We start from the raw sequence: 14700 nt of genomic DNA, 5'->3' as shown, positions 1-14700 counted from the left end.
TGGCGCCGAGGGTTCCATGGGCCGCCAGCTCGACCTGCCGCTCGATCGCGTGCAGCGCGGCGACTGCATCAGCGTGATGCGGTCGCTGCCGCCTGCGTCCGTGCACGCGGTGTTCGCCGATCCGCCCTACAACCTCCAGCTCCAGGGCGAGCTGCGCCGGCCGGACGACTCGCTCGTCGATGCCGTGGACGAGGCGTGGGACCGTTTCCCCGATCTCGCCGCCTATGACGCCTTCACGCGCGCCTGGCTCACGGAGGCGCGCCGCGTGCTGCGCCGCGACGGCACCATCTGGGTGATCGGCAGCTACCACAACATCTTCCGCATCGGCACGATCCTGCAGGATCTCGGGTTCTGGATCCTCAACGACATCGTCTGGCGCAAATCCAACCCGATGCCGAACTTCCGCGGGCGGCGCTTCACCAACGCGCACGAGACTCTGATCTGGGCGGCCTGGGACAAGGAGGCGCGGTATCGTTTCAACTACGAGGCGATGAAGGCGCTGAACGACGAGGTGCAGATGCGGAGCGACTGGACGCTGCCGCTCTGCACCGGCGCCGAACGGCTGAAGGGACCGGAGGGACGGAAGCTGCATCCGACCCAGAAGCCCGAGGCGCTGCTGCACCGGGTGATCCTGGCCAGCACCCAGCCGGGCGAGACGATCCTCGATCCGTTCTTCGGCACCGGCACCACCGGCGCGGTGGCGCGGCGGCTGAACCGGCGCTTCATCGGCATCGAGCGCGACGAGGGCTATGCCGCGGCGGCCGAGGCGCGCATCGCCGCGATCGATCCGGTCGCCGACGAGACGCTGACGGCCACGCCCTCGAAGCGCGAGGCGCCGCGGGTGCCGTTCGGCGCGCTGCTGGAGGCGGGGCTGCTGGCGCCGGGGGCGCTGCTGTGGGACCGGCACCGGCGGATCAGCGCGGAGGTGGCAGCGGATGGGACCGTGCGGACGCGCAGCGTGCGCGGCTCGATCCATCGCGTCGGCGCCGCGGTGCAGGATGCCGCCTCCTGCAACGGCTGGACCTTCTGGCACTACGAGGAGGCGGGGACGCTTCTGCCGATCGACGTGCTGCGCGAACGGCTGAGGGCGGGCTGACGCCGGGTCGACTCTCCACGGACTCTCCAGCAAGCCTCAAGATCATCGCCAAGCCCGCGTGCGCGCCATCGGGCATGGTCCGTCCGCACCCCGCCATCCCGGCAGGGCCGGATCGAAAGGATCTGCACCGTGACCACCCACAAGGCCGTCGCCGTCTCCGCACAGCGCTGGATCGGCCCCGAACTCTTCAAGCACCTCGCCGGCAAGGCGTTGGCCGACGCGGCCAGGCGCACGCAGGGCTGACGCGCGCTCAGGCTGCCTCTCGTGCCCTCTCGCCCCGTCTCGCGGCGGGCGGCCCCTGGGGGACGCCCGCCCGCCGCAGACCTTCGACACAGCGCTCGATCAGCGCGACGTCACCACAGAAGAAAAAGTCCGACCGCGTGGTCGCGAGCGTATAGCCCGGTGCGCGGCGCATCAGCTCGGCGCCTATGGGTGGCGCCTCCTCCGCCCGGCCGCAGCAGGTGAGGGTGAAGCCGAGCGCGAAATAGCCCTGGACGAAACTCGGGTTCAGAACGATCGACTGTTCGAGCAGCTCGATCGCCTCGTCATGCTCGTGCAGGAAGCAGTGCGCCCGGCCGAGCACGCAGAGATTCATACTGTCCTGGTTGTCGAGCGCGACCGCGATCCGCGCCTGCTCCAGCGCCTCGCGCAGCAGCCGCGGCCGCGCTGCCGGATCTCACAGCACCGAGCTTTGCAGGTGAACATAGGAGCGCGCGCCGCGCGCGCGACGCCCGGATCGAGCTCGATCCGCGCAAGCTGCGGCTCCGCCAGCGCGGCGAACTGGTGACCTTCGTCAGTGCCGCCTCGTCGGCGAGCCTGGTGCAGGTCTATCTCGCCGGTCTTCAGGGAAACCTGTTCAGCGCGCCCTGGCACGACATCGCCGTGCACGGCCTCTACCAGCGCCTCGCCTCCGGGCTGCTCGCGCCGGCCGCCTTCGCGATCGCGGTCGCACGGCTCGGCGGCGCCCAGGAGGCAGCGTTCGGCAGCCTGAGTCCCGCAGCCGCCACGCTGACCGGCATCGTGCTGCTCGGCGAGGTGCCCGGCGCGGCGTCGCTGTTCGCCGTTGCCGCGTCGGGCGTCGGCGTGGCGATGGTCAATCTCGGCGCGAGACGGCCTCAGCCGGGCGCGTCGCAGAGATAGCGGCGGAGGTGATAGGGCTGCGCGGCCAGCGCCGGGCAGAACGACGCCACCACCGGCTCGAGGCGCTGGTAGAGATCGCGCCACTCGGCATTCAGCGCCTCCAGCCGCTCGCGCGCGGCCTCCGCCTCGACGGCGAGTTTGGCAAGGTCGAGGGTCAGCAGCCGGCCGTCCTGCACGACGAACCGGCCACCGATCATCACGTGGCGCACCGAGGTGCCGTCCTCGGTGTGGACGAGCTGGTTGACCGACCAGTTGTGCGGAATCCAGTTCACCGCCGCGAGGTCGAGGAAGACGATGTCGGCCTTCTTCCCCGGTGCGATCGCGCCGATATTGGCGAACCCAAGCGCGCGCGCCGAGCCTTCGGTCGCGGCCTGGTACACCTCCTCCACGCTCGCCCAGGCGCGGGGATCGGGGGTCTGCACCTTCGACAGCATGGAGGCGTAGCGCATCGCCTCGTACATGTTCTGGTTGTCGGAGCAGTTCGCCCCGTCCGTGCCGATGCCGACCGTCACGCCAAGGTCGCGCGCGGCGCGGAAGCGGAACATGCCATTGCCGAGCCGCATGTTGCTGCCGGGGTTGTGCGCGAGCGCGCCGCCGCGGTCGCGCACGATCTTGAGATCGTCGTCGTCCAGCCAGATCGCATGCGCCGCGGTGAAGCGCTCATTGATCAGGCCGAGCGCGTCCATGTGCGCAATCAGCGTCTTGCCGTAGCGCTTCATGCCGGTGATCGCCTGCACCTTGCTCTCGCCGACATGGGAATGGAGCCCCACCCCGTGCTCTCGCGCAAGGTCGCGACAGGCGCACATGAAGCCATCCGAGCAGTGATGCGGGATCGTGGGCGCGACCGCGGCGCGGATGTCCTTGCCCGCCCAGCGCCAGTGCTTCAGCACACCCCGCATGGCATCGAGCGTGCGCTCCCAGGCGGGCAGGCGCAGCCGATCGACCTGCGACTGGAGCTCGGCCGGCAGCGCGTCGTAGAGGCCGGGGATCGCCTCGTACACCGTGCGGTCCGCCACCATCGGCGCCACCACCGCGCGCATGCCGATCCCGGCATAGGCCTCGGCCACAGCATCGAGTCCCTCGGCGGTCGGCAGCGGGAACTCGAAATAGAGATCATAGGCGGCGGTGCAGCCCTTCAGCACCATCTCGGCGGCGACGATCTGCGTGGTGAGCTTCTTGTCGGCAAGCGCACGGTTGCCGCCGATCCAGGGCGCGGCCGCGAGCAGCAGTTCGAGCGTCCACTTGTCGCCCTGCCCGCGCGCGAGCCCGCCATGGCCGTGCGTGTGCGCGTTGATCAGGCCGGGATGGATGAGATAGCCCGCGGCCTCGATCACGCGCGCGCCCGCGGGTGCGGCGAGCCCGGCGCCGACCGCCCGGATCACGCCGTCCTCGATCAGCACGTCGGTGGGCTCGGCACGACGCTTCGCAGGATCGGCGAGGCGCGCGCCGCGGATCAGCGTCACGCCGGGTTCGGTCTCGGCCATCTCGGCTCCTTCGTTCAGGCGGCGGGGGTCGCGGCGTGCTCGGCGCCGGACGACCAGGGGAACAGCACCCGTTCCAGCATCGCCACGGTCTGGAACAGCAGGATGCCCATGATCGCGAGGATCACCACCGCGCTGAAGGCAAGCGGGGTGCGGAAGAAGGCCATCGAAGTCTGGATCAGGTAGCCGAGTCCGGCATCGGCGCCGACGAACTCGGCGACCACCGCGCCGACCACCGAGAGTGCCGCCGCCACCTTCAGCCCCCCGAACACGAACGGCACGGCGAAGGGCAGGCGGATGCGCACCAGCTCCTGGAGCTTGCCCGCCCGGCAGGCGCGGCCGAGCTCGATCAGCTCAGGCGGGGTCGCGAGCAGGCCCGCGACCGTGCCGACCACGAGCGGGAAAAACGCGACCAGGAAGGTGACGATGATGCGCGGCACCTCGTTCGCGCCGAGCGCGACGATCAGGATCGGCGCGAGCGCCACCTTCGGGATCGACTGCGTGACCACCAGCAGCGGATAGATCGCCGCCGAGATCGCCGGCGAGGCGGCGATCAGCATCGCGAGCGGCAGGCTGATCAGCACCGAGGCGCCGAAGCCGAGCAGCACGGTCGTCAGCGTGGCGAGCGTGTGGTCGAGCACGGTCGGCCAGATCGCAATCGTCGCCGACCAGATCGCGGACGGTGCGGGCAGGATGAACTCGCGGATGCCGAACAGGTGGACCGAGGCTTCCCAGATCGCGAACAGCCCGATCACCGCCAGCCACGCCGGCAGCGACGGCCTGAGCCGGGCGAGCAGGTCACGCCGCGCGGGCGTTCCGTTCGCCGAAGATGTGCGCGCGGATACGGCTGGTGCAGCGGTGGAACTCATCGGAGCCCTCCTGCTCGAAGGAACGGGGCCGCGGCAGATCGACCTCGATCACGTCCACCACGCGGCCGGGGCGCGGCGACATCACGACCACTCGATCGGCGAGCAGCACCGCCTCCGGGATCGAGTGCGTCACGAACAGCACAGCCATCCGCCGGGCGGCCCAGAGGCGCAGCAGTTCGAGCGACATCTCCTCGCGCGTCAGTGCATCGAGCGCGCCGAAGGGTTCGTCCATCAGCAGCACCTGCGGCTCCTGCAGCAGCGCACGGCAGATCGCCACGCGTTGCTGCATCCCGCCCGAGAGCTCGCGCGGCAGCCTGCCCTCGAAGCCGGCGAGCCCTGCGGTTGCCAGCAAGGCACGCGCCTGATCCTCGGTGTCGGGGGTGGTGCGGTGCATCAGCCGGAGCGGGAAGGTTACGTTGCGCAGCACGTCCGCCCAGGGCAGCAGGGTCGGCGCCTGGAACACCATCGCCGTCTCGGCGCGCGGCGCCGTCACCTCGCGGCCGGCCAGCACCACCCGCCCCTCGGTCGGCGGCACGAGCCCCGCGACCAGGCGCAGCAATGTGGACTTGCCGCAGCCCGAGGCACCGACGATGGCGACGAACTCGCCCGACGCGACCTCCAGCGAGACGTCGCACAGCGCCTCGACCGGGGATCCGTCGCGTCCGCGGAAGGTCTTGTGGACCCGCTCGATCCGGATCACGGCAGCAGGCTGAGGTCGATCGCCTGGGCGTAGTTCCAGCCCTTGTCGATCCCCTGCGATTCCGCGACCTGGGTCCAGGTGAACGCCATCCGCTCGGGGTCGTGCCGGCCGAATCCGGTCTTCCGCTGGTGGTCGTTGAACACGTAGGACATGGTCGCGCGCAGCGAGCCCATGCAGTCATCGAGCTCGACCTCGCGGTTGCGCTGCACGTGCAGGCGGCAGGCCTGCTCGCGGTTCTCGTTCGCCCAGGTGAAGGCGTCGGTGGCACCGCGCAGGAAACGGCGGACGAGGTCGGGGTTCTGCGCGATGATCTGGTCGGTGGTGACGAGCCCGGTGGCATAGATCGCGAAGCCGGTCTCGACGAAGGGCAGCACGACGATCTCCTCGCCCGCCCGCTGCGCCGCCTTGTTCTGGTAGTAGTGGTGGATCGCGAAGAATGGTGCCGCATCGATCCGCTTCGAGATCAAGAGCGCGGCCATCGCCGAGGCATCCGTGTTCACCCACTGGATGCGGTCGGGATCGGTGCCGGCGCGGCGCGCGACCTCGGGGAAGTAGAGCCGGTGCGAGTTGCCCGGCGTGATGCCGATGCGCTTGCCCTCGAGGCCGCGGAAACTCGTGATGCCGGAGGAGCGCAGCACGAACAGCGAATGCGGCGAGTGGGTGTAGACCTGCATGATCAGTTTCACGGGCGTGTTCTGCCGCGCCCGTGAGGCCAGCACCGCGCTGATATCGGCCACGCCGAACGGGGCCGCACCGGCGGCGACCTTCTGCACCGTATCGCCCGAGCCATAGCCGCGCGTGAGCGAGATCTCGATCCCATGCTCGCGCCACGCGCCGCGCTCCGCCCCGGAGAAGTAGGCCGCATGCTCGCCGGTGGGGATCCAGTCGAGCTGAAGCAGAACCCGGTCCTGCGCGCTCGTGGCATGAGCCGTCGCCAGCGCCATGAGCAACACGCCGGTGCCGATCGCCCGTCGCGTCATCGTCGCATCTCCCGCTTGTCGTTGTGCCGTGCGCGCGCTCCTCGCCGACATCAAACGCCAGCACGGGGCCGGACGCAACGGGTGTACCCCGCGCCGGGGTATTGGCGGTCCTGGCGGCACCGGCCCGGCGGCCGGGTTCGGCGACCGTGCTGCGCGGCCGATCACGCTCAGAAGACGGTGTGCAGCCATCTCGGCGCTGGATCGACCCGTAGGGCGCGTGGCAGAAATGATCGTCGCGCGATGACCAGCCGGACGACACAGCCCGGGCGTGCATTCCCCAGGGGCGAGGGAGAGCCCTCTCCGGCCCAAAGGCCGGGCGGCGACGCTATGGCCATGGACGCCGGAGTCCGCTGTCTCGGCGCGCTGCTCGCGGCAACTCCCGGGCTGCATCTCCTGCTCTCGGCCGATGACACCTACCGCATCGTCGGCGCCTCGGATGCCTATCTGCGCGCCACCATGACCGAGCGGGCGGCGATCCTCGGCCGCCCCCTGTTCGAGGTCTTCCCTGACCCGCCCGACGACCCGACGGCGGATGGCGTACGCAATCTCGCAGCCTCGCTGGCGCGGGTGCGCAGCGCCGGCCGCCCCGATCGCATGCCTCTCCAGCGCTATCCGATCCGCCGCCCCGAGGCCGAGGGTGGCGGCTACGAGGAACGCTTTTGGGAGCCGCTGAACACCCCCGTGCTCGCGCCGGACGGCAGCGTCGAACACATCATCCACACCGTGGCGGATGTGACCGATCGCGTCCGCGACGACACCGCGCTGAGCCGGGCCGAGGGGCTGCTCCGGATCGCCGGGCGGATGGCGCGCATCGGCGGCTGGAGCGTGGAGGTGGGGACGGGAGCGCTGAGCTGGTCCGACGAGGTGTGCGAGATCCATGGGGTCGCGCCCGGAACCCCCGTCACGCTTGACGGGGCGATCGCGTTCCATGCGCCCGAGTACCGCGATCAGGTGCGCGCCGCGCTGGTGGCCTGCGCGACCAGCGGAACGTCCTACGATCAGGAGCGGGAGATCCTGACCGCCAAGGGCGAGCGTCGCTGGGTGCGGGCGATCGGCGAGGCGGTGCGTGACGCGCACGGGCGGATCGTACGCGTCCAGGGCGCGTTCCAGGACATCACGCCCTTGAAACGCGCCGAGGCGGGACAGCTGCGCCTGCTCGAAAAGGCGGTCGCGCGCCTGAAGGATCTCGTCGTCATCACCGAGGCCGGACCGATCGAACCGCCGGGGCCGCGCATCGTGTTCGTCAACCGCGCGTTCGAGGTGCGCACCGGTTGGTCCGCCGCCGCAGCGATCGGTCAGACACTCCGCATCCTCCACGGCCCTGGAACGGATCGCGCCACGCTCGAGCGCATCCGCGCCGCCATGGCGGCCGCGAGACCGATCCACGCCGAGCTGATCAACTATACGCGCGCTGGCGACCCGTTCTGGCTGGAGGTGGATCTCGTTCCGCTTTCCGACGAGACGGGCGCGCTCAGCCACTGGGTGGCAGTGCAGCGCGACATCACCGCCCGCAAGCGCGACGAGGCGATCGGCGCCTTCGAGACCGCGGTGTTCGGCCTGATTGCGGCTGGCGCGCCGCTCGGCGATGTGTTGGCCACCATCCTGCACGCGGTCGAGGAGCTCTCGCCCGGCGCGCTTGCCTCCTTCGTCCTGCTCGACGAGGACGGCATCCACATGCGCCCCGGGTCTGCGCCAAGCCTGCCGGAGGCGTTCAGCCGGAGCGTCGATGGCGTCGCGATCGGACCCTGTGCCGGGTCGTGCGGCACCGCGATGCATCTCGGCAGGCCCGTGGTGACAGTGGATATCGAGACCGACCCGCTCTGGGAGCAGATCCGTCCGCTGGCGCGCGCGCATGGACTCCGGGCCTGCTGGTCGACCCCGGTGAAGCGCGCGGACGGGAAGGTCGCGGCGAGCTTCGCGCTCTACTGGCGCGAGCCGCGCGCGCCGAGCGACGACGACCGCGCCCTGATCGCGCGCATCTCGGGCCTTGCCTCGATCGCGATCGAGCGGGGCCGCACACTGGAGGCGCTGCGCGAGAGCGAGCAGCGATTCCAGGCAGTCGCCAGCGCCACCGCCGACGTGGCCTGGGACTGGGATCTCAAGCGCAACACGGTCTGGTGGGGCGAGGACGTCGGGCAGGTCTTCGGCCACGATCGCGACGCGCTCTGCGCGAGCCCGGATGCCAGGGCTGCGCATATCCATCCCGAGGACCGCGCCCGCGTTCTGGACGGGGTCGCGGCCGCGATCGCGCGCCGCGACCGGCTCTGGGAGGACGAATACCGATTCCTGCGCCGCGACGGCACGGTCGTGCATGTCGAGGACCGCGGCCGATTGATCATCGACGAGCATGGCCAGCCGGTACGCTTCGTCGGCGTCATGCGCGACGTCACCGAGCGGATCGAGGCACAGGCGCGCATTGCCGAGCTGCAGCAACGGCTCAACACGCTGGTCAGCGAGGCCAAGGTCGGCATTCTCGTGCATCACGCGTTCCAGCCGATCCTCGCCAATGCCGAGCTCGCGCGCATGCTTGGCTATGGGGATGCGGCCGAGATCCTCGCCCTCGAGGACATCCGCGTGCTGTTCGCCGAGAGCGAGCGAGCGCGGTTGACCGGCTATTACGAGGCGCGGCTCGCCGGGCGCGAGGCGCCTGGCTTCTTCGCCGTGAAGGGCAGGCGCCGCGACGGCGCCGAGCGCGACCTCGAGACTCGTGCGTTCCGGATCGACTGGGGCGGCAGGCCAGCGGTCTGCGCGATGCTCACCGACGTCACCGAGCGGCGGGCGATGGAGGAGCGGCTGCTCAAGTCGCAGCGCCTGGAGGCGATGGGCCAGCTCACCGGCGGGATCGCGCACGACTTCAACAACCTGCTGACGATCATCCTGGGCAATGCCGAGATGCTCTCCGAGACACTGGCCGCCGAATCGCCGCTGCGTCCGCTCGCCGAGATGACGCGCAGCGCCGCCGAGCGCGGCGCGGAGCTCACCAGCAGGCTGCTCGCCTTCGCCCGCCGCCAGGCACTCGATCCGAAGGCGACCGATATCGATGCCTTGCTCGGCAGCATGGCGGCGATGCTGCGACGCACGCTCGGCGAGCATGTCGAGATCGTTCTGGCGCCGGGTCGGGGTGTGCCCCACGCGCTGGTCGATGCCGGGCAACTGGAGAACGCGATCCTCAACCTCTGCATCAACGCGCGCGACGCGATGGGAGGGGGCGGGCAGCTGACCATCGCGACCGAGAGCGCGTTCCTCGAGCGCGGTCCCGGCGAGATGGACGCCGATCTCGTTCCCGGGACGTATGTGATGGTCGCGGTCTCCGATACCGGCTGCGGCATGAGCCCGGACGTGCTCGCGCGCGCCTTCGATCCTTTCTTCACCACCAAGGAGGTGGGCAAAGGGAGCGGGCTCGGGCTCAGCATGGTCTATGGCTTCGCCAAGCAATCGCGCGGCCACGTGCGCATCCAGTCGGAGCCGGGACGCGGCACCGTTGTGCGACTCTACCTCCCGCCCGCCGTGACGCCGCTCGACACGGCGGAGCCATCATATGAGCCGGCGCCTGCGCCGGGGGGGCGGGAGACGATCCTGGTGGTGGAGGACGACGCGCTGGTGCGCCAGCACGTGATCGGGATGCTGGAGACGCTCGGCTACCGGGTGCTCGGTGCGGCGAACGGCCGCGAGGCGATCGAGCAGCTGCGTGCGCATCCCGAGATCGACCTGCTGTTCACCGACGTGGTGATGCCGGGCGGCATGAACGGCCGCACGCTTGCCGACGCCGCACAGGCGTTGCGGCCGGAGCTGCCGGTGCTGTTCACCTCCGGCTACACCGAGGATGCGATCGTGCATCACGGCCGGCTCGATCCGGATGTGCATCTTCTCCGCAAGCCCTATCGGCGCCAGGAGCTTGCGGCCAGGCTGCGACAGTTGCTGAACCGGCGCGACGGGTGATGTCTCGGCTTCCGGATCCGGCCGATCACGGCTAGGAACGGCGGATGCGGATCACGAGAATCACGGCCACGCTGGAGCGTCTCGCCGCTACGGAGGGGGCGCGCGGCTACGCCGGGCTGGAGGCTCCCGCGGTGGTCCGCTGTCGCGTTGAGACGGAGGACGGGCTCGGTGGCAGCGGCGTGACCGGCCGTTTCCTCGCCGGGCAGGTCTGTCCGCTGCTGGCGGAGGGCTTCGATGCCGCGCTGCGCGGCGCGGATGCGCGCGAGATCGAGGCGATCCGCGAGCGTCTGGTTCAGCGCTTCGCGCCGCGCGGGGGTGCGGGCGTGTTCGTCTCGGCCCTCTCCGCACTCGACATCGCGCTCTGGGACCTGCGTGCGCGGGCGCTCGGCGAACCGCTCTGGCGGCTGCTCGGGGGCGCGCGGCGGAGCGTACCCTGCTACGCCACCGTCGGCCTGCCCGGCTACGACGAGGCGGCGCTCATCGAGGCCTGCCGCAGCGCGGTCGCCCAGGGCTATCGCGGCGCGAAGATGCTGGTCGCGGCCGGCGGACGCGGCGTCGACGAGGACGCGGCCCGCGTCCGCGCAGTGCGACGCGCGCTCGGCCCCGGGCCGTGGCTGATGCTGGATGCGAATTGCGGCATGACGATCGCGGATGCAAGGCGCCTCGCCCTGCTGGTGGCGGACTGCGACATCGCCTGGTTCGAGGAGCCGGTGCACGGCAACGACATCGAGTCGCTCGCGGCCTTGCGACGCGCGATTCCGATGCCGATCGGTGCAGGCCAGATGATGCAGTCGCTCGGGTGGTTCCGGGATGCGCTCCAGCGCGGTGCCGTGGACTGGATCCAGCCCAACGCGGCGTTCTGCGGCGGCATCTCGACGCTCCTGCGCGTGCTCGCGCTCGCCGAGGCGCATGGCATTCCCGTCGCGCATGCCGGCGGGCTCGATATCGCCAATGCCGCGGCACTCGCGGGCCACGCGCATGGCGGCCTGCTGGAGATGCACGGCGCCCAGCACGGCATGCGCGCGCTCCTCGCCGAGGATCTCGTGCCCGAGGGCGGGATGATGACGCTGCCCGATCGCCCGGGCATCGGCTTCGCGTTCCGCGAAACCGGCTGAGGGGTTCCGAACCGCCCGATGGCGTGCGAGCCTCGCGCCTTCGAACCGGGAGGGCCTCCATGACCGGCACACGCGAGGGCGCGATCGCCCGCGCCCATGCACGCTTCGACAGCGGCGCGTATCTCGAGAACCTGCGCCGGCTCGTCGCCCTGCCGACCGAGAGCCAAATGCCCGAGCGCCTCCCCGACCTGGTGCGCTATTGCACCGAGACGCTGCCGGACGTGATGGAGGGCATGGGGTTCGAGACCGCGGTGCTGGAGAACTGACCTGAGACCCTGACCTTGCTCCAGATTTGGGTAGAGTCCGTCGATCACGGAGACGGACGATGCGACCCTCGCGGTTCACGGAAGAACAGATCATCGGGATGCTGAAGGAACAGGAGGCGGGTGCGAAGACGGCGGATGTCTGCCGCAAGCACGGCATCTCGGCAGCGACCTTCTACAAGTTCAAGGCGAAGTTCGGCGGTATGGAGGTGTCCGACGCCCGTCGCCTGACGGCACTGGAGGACGAGAACGCCCGGCTGAAGAAGCTCCTTGCCGAGCGGATGCTCGACAATGCGATCCTGAAGGATGTCGCCGCAGAAAAATGGTGACGCCCGATGCGAAGCGGAAGGCGGTGGCTCATGCCTGCGCAGTGCATGGGGTGAGCCAGCGTCGGGCGTGCCAGGCCCTCAACATTGACCGTTCGACGGCGCGCTACACCAGCACCCGTGCGGATGACGCTGCGTTGCGCGAGGCGATGAAGGCCGTGGCGGCGGAACGCCGGCGGTTCGGCTATCGCAGGATCCACGTCATGCTGGACCGGCAGGGCATCGTGATGAACCAGAAGAAGCTGCGGCGCCTCTACCGTGAGGAGAAGCTGCAGGTGCGCCGCCGCGGCGGTCGCAAGCGGGCACTGGGCACGCGCAGGCCCATGCCCGTTCCGGATCGCGCCAACGCCTGCTGGAGCCTGGACTTCGTCTCCGACACCTTCACCGACGGTCGTCGGTTCCGGGTGCTGGCCGTCGTCGACGACTACACACGCGAATGCCTGGCGCTGATCGCCGACACCTCGCTGTCGGGCCTGCGCGTCGTGCGTGAGCTGGACGCCATCATCCGCCGGCGCGGCCGGCCGGACACCATCGTCTCCGACAACGGCACCGAGCTGACCTCGATGGCGGTCCTGCGATGGTGCCAGCAGACCGGCGTCGAATGGCACTACATCGCACCGGGCAAGCCTACCCAGAACGCCTTCGTCGAGAGCTTCAACGGACGCTTCCGGGATGAGTGCCTCAACGACACGCTGTTCTCGACGCTGCCGGAGGCCCGCAGCGCCATCACATCATGGAAGGAGGATTACAACCACCACAGACCACACACGGCCCTCGGCAACGTGCCACCGGCCGAGTTCGCAATTAAAGCCATACTGGAACGTCAGGCCGCTTAAGGCCAAGAACGAAACCCAGGACTCTCCCTCAAGCCGGAGGACAATAGGGTCTCAGGTCACCGGATCGGCGAGGTTGGGCTGGCGCTCGACCGGCCGGACATCCTGATCCGGCCGCCGCTCGGGCATATCCGTCTGCTCGACTTCGATCGTGCCAAGGAGATCACCGAGATCGGCTACCGGAGCGCGCTTCCGGAGGTCTCGAAGCTCGCGGGCGGCGCTCCGCGGGCGACGTGATGCCGCCGCGACGGCTCGCCTACGCCGCGGCCGCCTTGCGCGCGCGTTCGCTCGCGGTCTTGAGCTGCCCGCAGGCGGCGAGGATGTCGCGGCCCCGCGGTGCCCGCACCGGGCTGGCATAGCCCGCGTCCATGACGATCTCGGCGAAGCGGCGGATCGCGTTGCCCGAGGAGGTCTCGAAGGTCGAACCGGGCCAGGGATTGAACGGGATCAGGTTCACCTTGGCCGGGATGCCGCGGACCAGGCGGACGAGCTCGCGCGCATCGGCTTCGGAGTCGTTCACGCCCTTCAGCATCACGTATTCGAAGGTGATGCGCCGCGCGTTCGACGCCCCCGGATAGCGACGGCACGCCTCCATCAGCATCGCGAGCGGATACTTCCGGTTCAGCGGCACGAGCGCGTCGCGCAGTTCGTCGCGCACCGCGTGCAGGCTGACCGCGAGATTGACCCCGAGCTCGGCCCCGCAGCGGTCCATCATCGGCACCACGCCGGAGGTCGAGAGCGTGATGCGCCTTCGCGAGAGGGCGACGCCCTCGCCATCCATGACGATCTTCATGGCGAGCGCGACGTTGTCGTAGTTGTAGAGCGGCTCGCCCATGCCCATCAGCACGATGTTGGACAGGAGCCGCGGCGCCTCGCCCTTCGGGCTCGGCCACTCGCCATAGGCATCGCGCGCGGCCATGAACTGGCCGACGATCTCGGCCGCGCCGAGGTTGCGCACCAGCTTCTGCGTCCCGGTGTGGCAGAACCGGCAGGTGAGCGTGCAGCCGACCTGCGAGGAGATGCAGACCGAGCCGCGATCCTCCTCGCGGTCGGGGATGTAGACGGTCTCGGCCTCCTGGCCGTCACGGAAGCGGAACAGCCACTTGCGCGTGCCGTCCTCGGATGTCTGCTCGATCCTGGTCTCGGGGCGGCCGATGACGAAGTGATCCGCAAGCCGCGCCTGCATGGGCTTGGCGATCGTGCTCATGCGCGCGAAGTCGCGTTCGCCCTGGTGGTAGATCCAGTGCCAGACCTGCTTGGCGCGGAGTTTCGCCTCGCGTTCGTCGGCGCAGACAACCAGCAGCGCCTCGGCCAGCGCCTCGCGTGACAGCCCGACGAGGTCGCGTCGCCCGTCCGGCAGCACGGCAGGCGGCGGGGCGAACAGGGCCGATTTGGCCTCGATCCGCGCCGCCTCCGCCGCGGTGAGCGTCCCGGTCATCTGCACGCGTCCGAGATCGCCCGGTACGCCGCCGAGAACCCCATCAGGCTGAACGTGTCGGTGACCGTGCCGCCGCGCGGACCGGGACCCTGGAGCCGGAACGCGCGGCCGCGCTGGAAGCCCTGGATCGCCTCCGCCCGGTCGCGCGCGAAGGCGGCATCGCCGGCGGTGAAGAAGGCGAGGCTGACATTGCCGGCGGAGGCCTCGACCGTGCCCGCCGGTTCGGCCCCCGATGGGTACGTGTAGCCCGCGCGCACGGCCACCTGGTCGCGGCTGCCCTGACGGTGCGTCACGGTCAGCACCACTTCGCCCCGATTCGGCACGTTGGGTTGGCTTCGGCCGGCCCGGGTGAAGGCGTAGCAGACCTTGTTGCCGCCTTCGGTGAAGGTGGCGGCCTGCCAGTCCTGGAACGTGCCGATCGCGGTCGGCGCAGGCTGCTGCGCCTGCACCGGGGCGGCAAGGAGGGCGAGCGGGAGGATCAGGGCGCGCATCATGCGCCGATACATACGGGTCGGGGCCG

The 14700-nt window shown here is 70.2% G+C and carries 13 protein-coding genes; 6 read left to right on the top strand and 7 right to left on the bottom strand.

Features of this window, described 5'->3' with window-relative positions:
• The first annotated feature begins 16 nt into the window (after positions 1-16).
• Positions 17-1096, top strand: a complete 1080-nt coding sequence (locus F563_RS0116485; RefSeq protein ID WP_019015792.1) for a site-specific DNA-methyltransferase — start codon at positions 17-19, stop codon at positions 1094-1096.
• Between the two features lie 250 nt (positions 1097-1346).
• Here the strand turns inward: F563_RS0116485 and F563_RS0116475 are convergent, their stop codons facing one another.
• Entirely contained in the window at positions 1347-1691 is a 345-nt protein-coding gene (locus tag F563_RS0116475; RefSeq protein WP_019015790.1) for a hypothetical protein, read from the bottom strand.
• Between the two features lie 188 nt (positions 1692-1879).
• Between F563_RS0116475 and F563_RS0116470 the strand changes: the two genes are divergently transcribed.
• Positions 1880-2236, top strand: coding sequence for a hypothetical protein (locus F563_RS0116470; protein ID WP_019015789.1), 357 nt, complete (start codon positions 1880-1882; stop codon positions 2234-2236).
• On the opposite strand, the gene F563_RS0116465 is transcribed toward F563_RS0116470, so the two are convergent.
• From F563_RS0116465 to F563_RS0116450, 4 genes are read right to left on the bottom strand one after another with little or no spacing between them, the layout of a single operon-like run.
• Positions 2212-3720 (bottom strand): amidohydrolase family protein, encoded by a 1509-nt coding sequence (locus tag F563_RS0116465; protein WP_019015788.1) that lies wholly within the window; start codon positions 3718-3720, stop codon positions 2212-2214. The two genes, F563_RS0116470 and F563_RS0116465, sit on opposite strands and share 25 nt — an antisense overlap.
• 14 nt (positions 3721-3734) lie before the next feature.
• Positions 3735-4586, bottom strand: a complete 852-nt coding sequence (locus F563_RS25425; protein WP_084596654.1) for an ABC transporter permease — start codon at positions 4584-4586, stop codon at positions 3735-3737.
• The gene (locus tag F563_RS0116455) at positions 4516-5286 is read right to left on the bottom strand and encodes an ABC transporter ATP-binding protein (protein ID WP_019015786.1); all 771 of its coding nucleotides are present in this window, start codon (positions 5284-5286) and stop codon (positions 4516-4518) included. The genes F563_RS25425 and F563_RS0116455 overlap by 71 nt, the downstream gene beginning before the upstream one ends.
• Complete coding sequence (locus tag F563_RS0116450; protein ID WP_019015785.1) at positions 5283-6266, bottom strand: ABC transporter substrate-binding protein; 984 nt, start codon at positions 6264-6266, stop codon at positions 5283-5285. Before F563_RS0116450 ends, F563_RS0116455 begins: the two co-directional genes overlap by 4 nt.
• Before the next feature lie 333 nt (positions 6267-6599).
• Between F563_RS0116450 and F563_RS24085 the strand changes: the two genes are divergently transcribed.
• From F563_RS24085 to F563_RS0116425, 4 genes are all read left to right on the top strand, one after another.
• Positions 6600-10205, top strand: coding sequence for a PAS domain S-box protein (locus F563_RS24085; RefSeq protein ID WP_051089412.1), 3606 nt, complete (start codon positions 6600-6602; stop codon positions 10203-10205).
• Positions 10206-10249: 44 nt separating this feature from the next.
• Positions 10250-11320 carry a mandelate racemase/muconate lactonizing enzyme family protein gene (locus F563_RS22970; RefSeq protein WP_019015783.1) on the top strand — a complete coding sequence of 357 codons (1071 nt, stop codon included), beginning with the start codon at positions 10250-10252 and terminating at the stop codon, positions 11318-11320.
• Between the two features lie 59 nt (positions 11321-11379).
• Positions 11380-11586, top strand: a complete 207-nt coding sequence (locus F563_RS0116435; RefSeq protein ID WP_019015782.1) for a hypothetical protein — start codon at positions 11380-11382, stop codon at positions 11584-11586.
• A gap of 59 nt (positions 11587-11645) precedes the next feature.
• Positions 11646-12745, top strand: a protein-coding gene (locus F563_RS0116425) for an IS3 family transposase (protein ID WP_408870191.1) whose coding sequence is annotated in 2 segments (ribosomal slippage) — positions 11646-11901 and positions 11901-12745 — 1101 coding nt in all. Because the reading frame shifts where the segments join, the coding sequence is not laid out codon by codon here.
• A gap of 253 nt (positions 12746-12998) precedes the next feature.
• Here F563_RS0116425 and rlmN read toward each other — a convergent pair.
• Positions 12999-14180 carry a dual-specificity RNA methyltransferase RlmN gene (rlmN, locus tag F563_RS0116420; RefSeq protein ID WP_019015779.1) on the bottom strand — a complete coding sequence of 394 codons (1182 nt, stop codon included), beginning with the start codon at positions 14178-14180 and terminating at the stop codon, positions 12999-13001.
• Entirely contained in the window at positions 14177-14674 is a 498-nt protein-coding gene (locus F563_RS0116415) for an invasion associated locus B family protein (RefSeq protein ID WP_156825224.1), read from the bottom strand. The genes rlmN and F563_RS0116415 overlap by 4 nt, the downstream gene beginning before the upstream one ends.
• Between the last annotated feature and the right edge of the window lie 26 nt (positions 14675-14700).

It is taken from the genome of Elioraea tepidiphila DSM 17972 (genome assembly GCF_000378465.1).
Lineage (GTDB): Bacteria > Pseudomonadota > Alphaproteobacteria > Acetobacterales > Acetobacteraceae > Elioraea > Elioraea tepidiphila.
The sequence above is the reverse complement of the archived record's forward strand: the minus strand, read 5'-3'. Positions and strand labels throughout refer to the sequence as shown.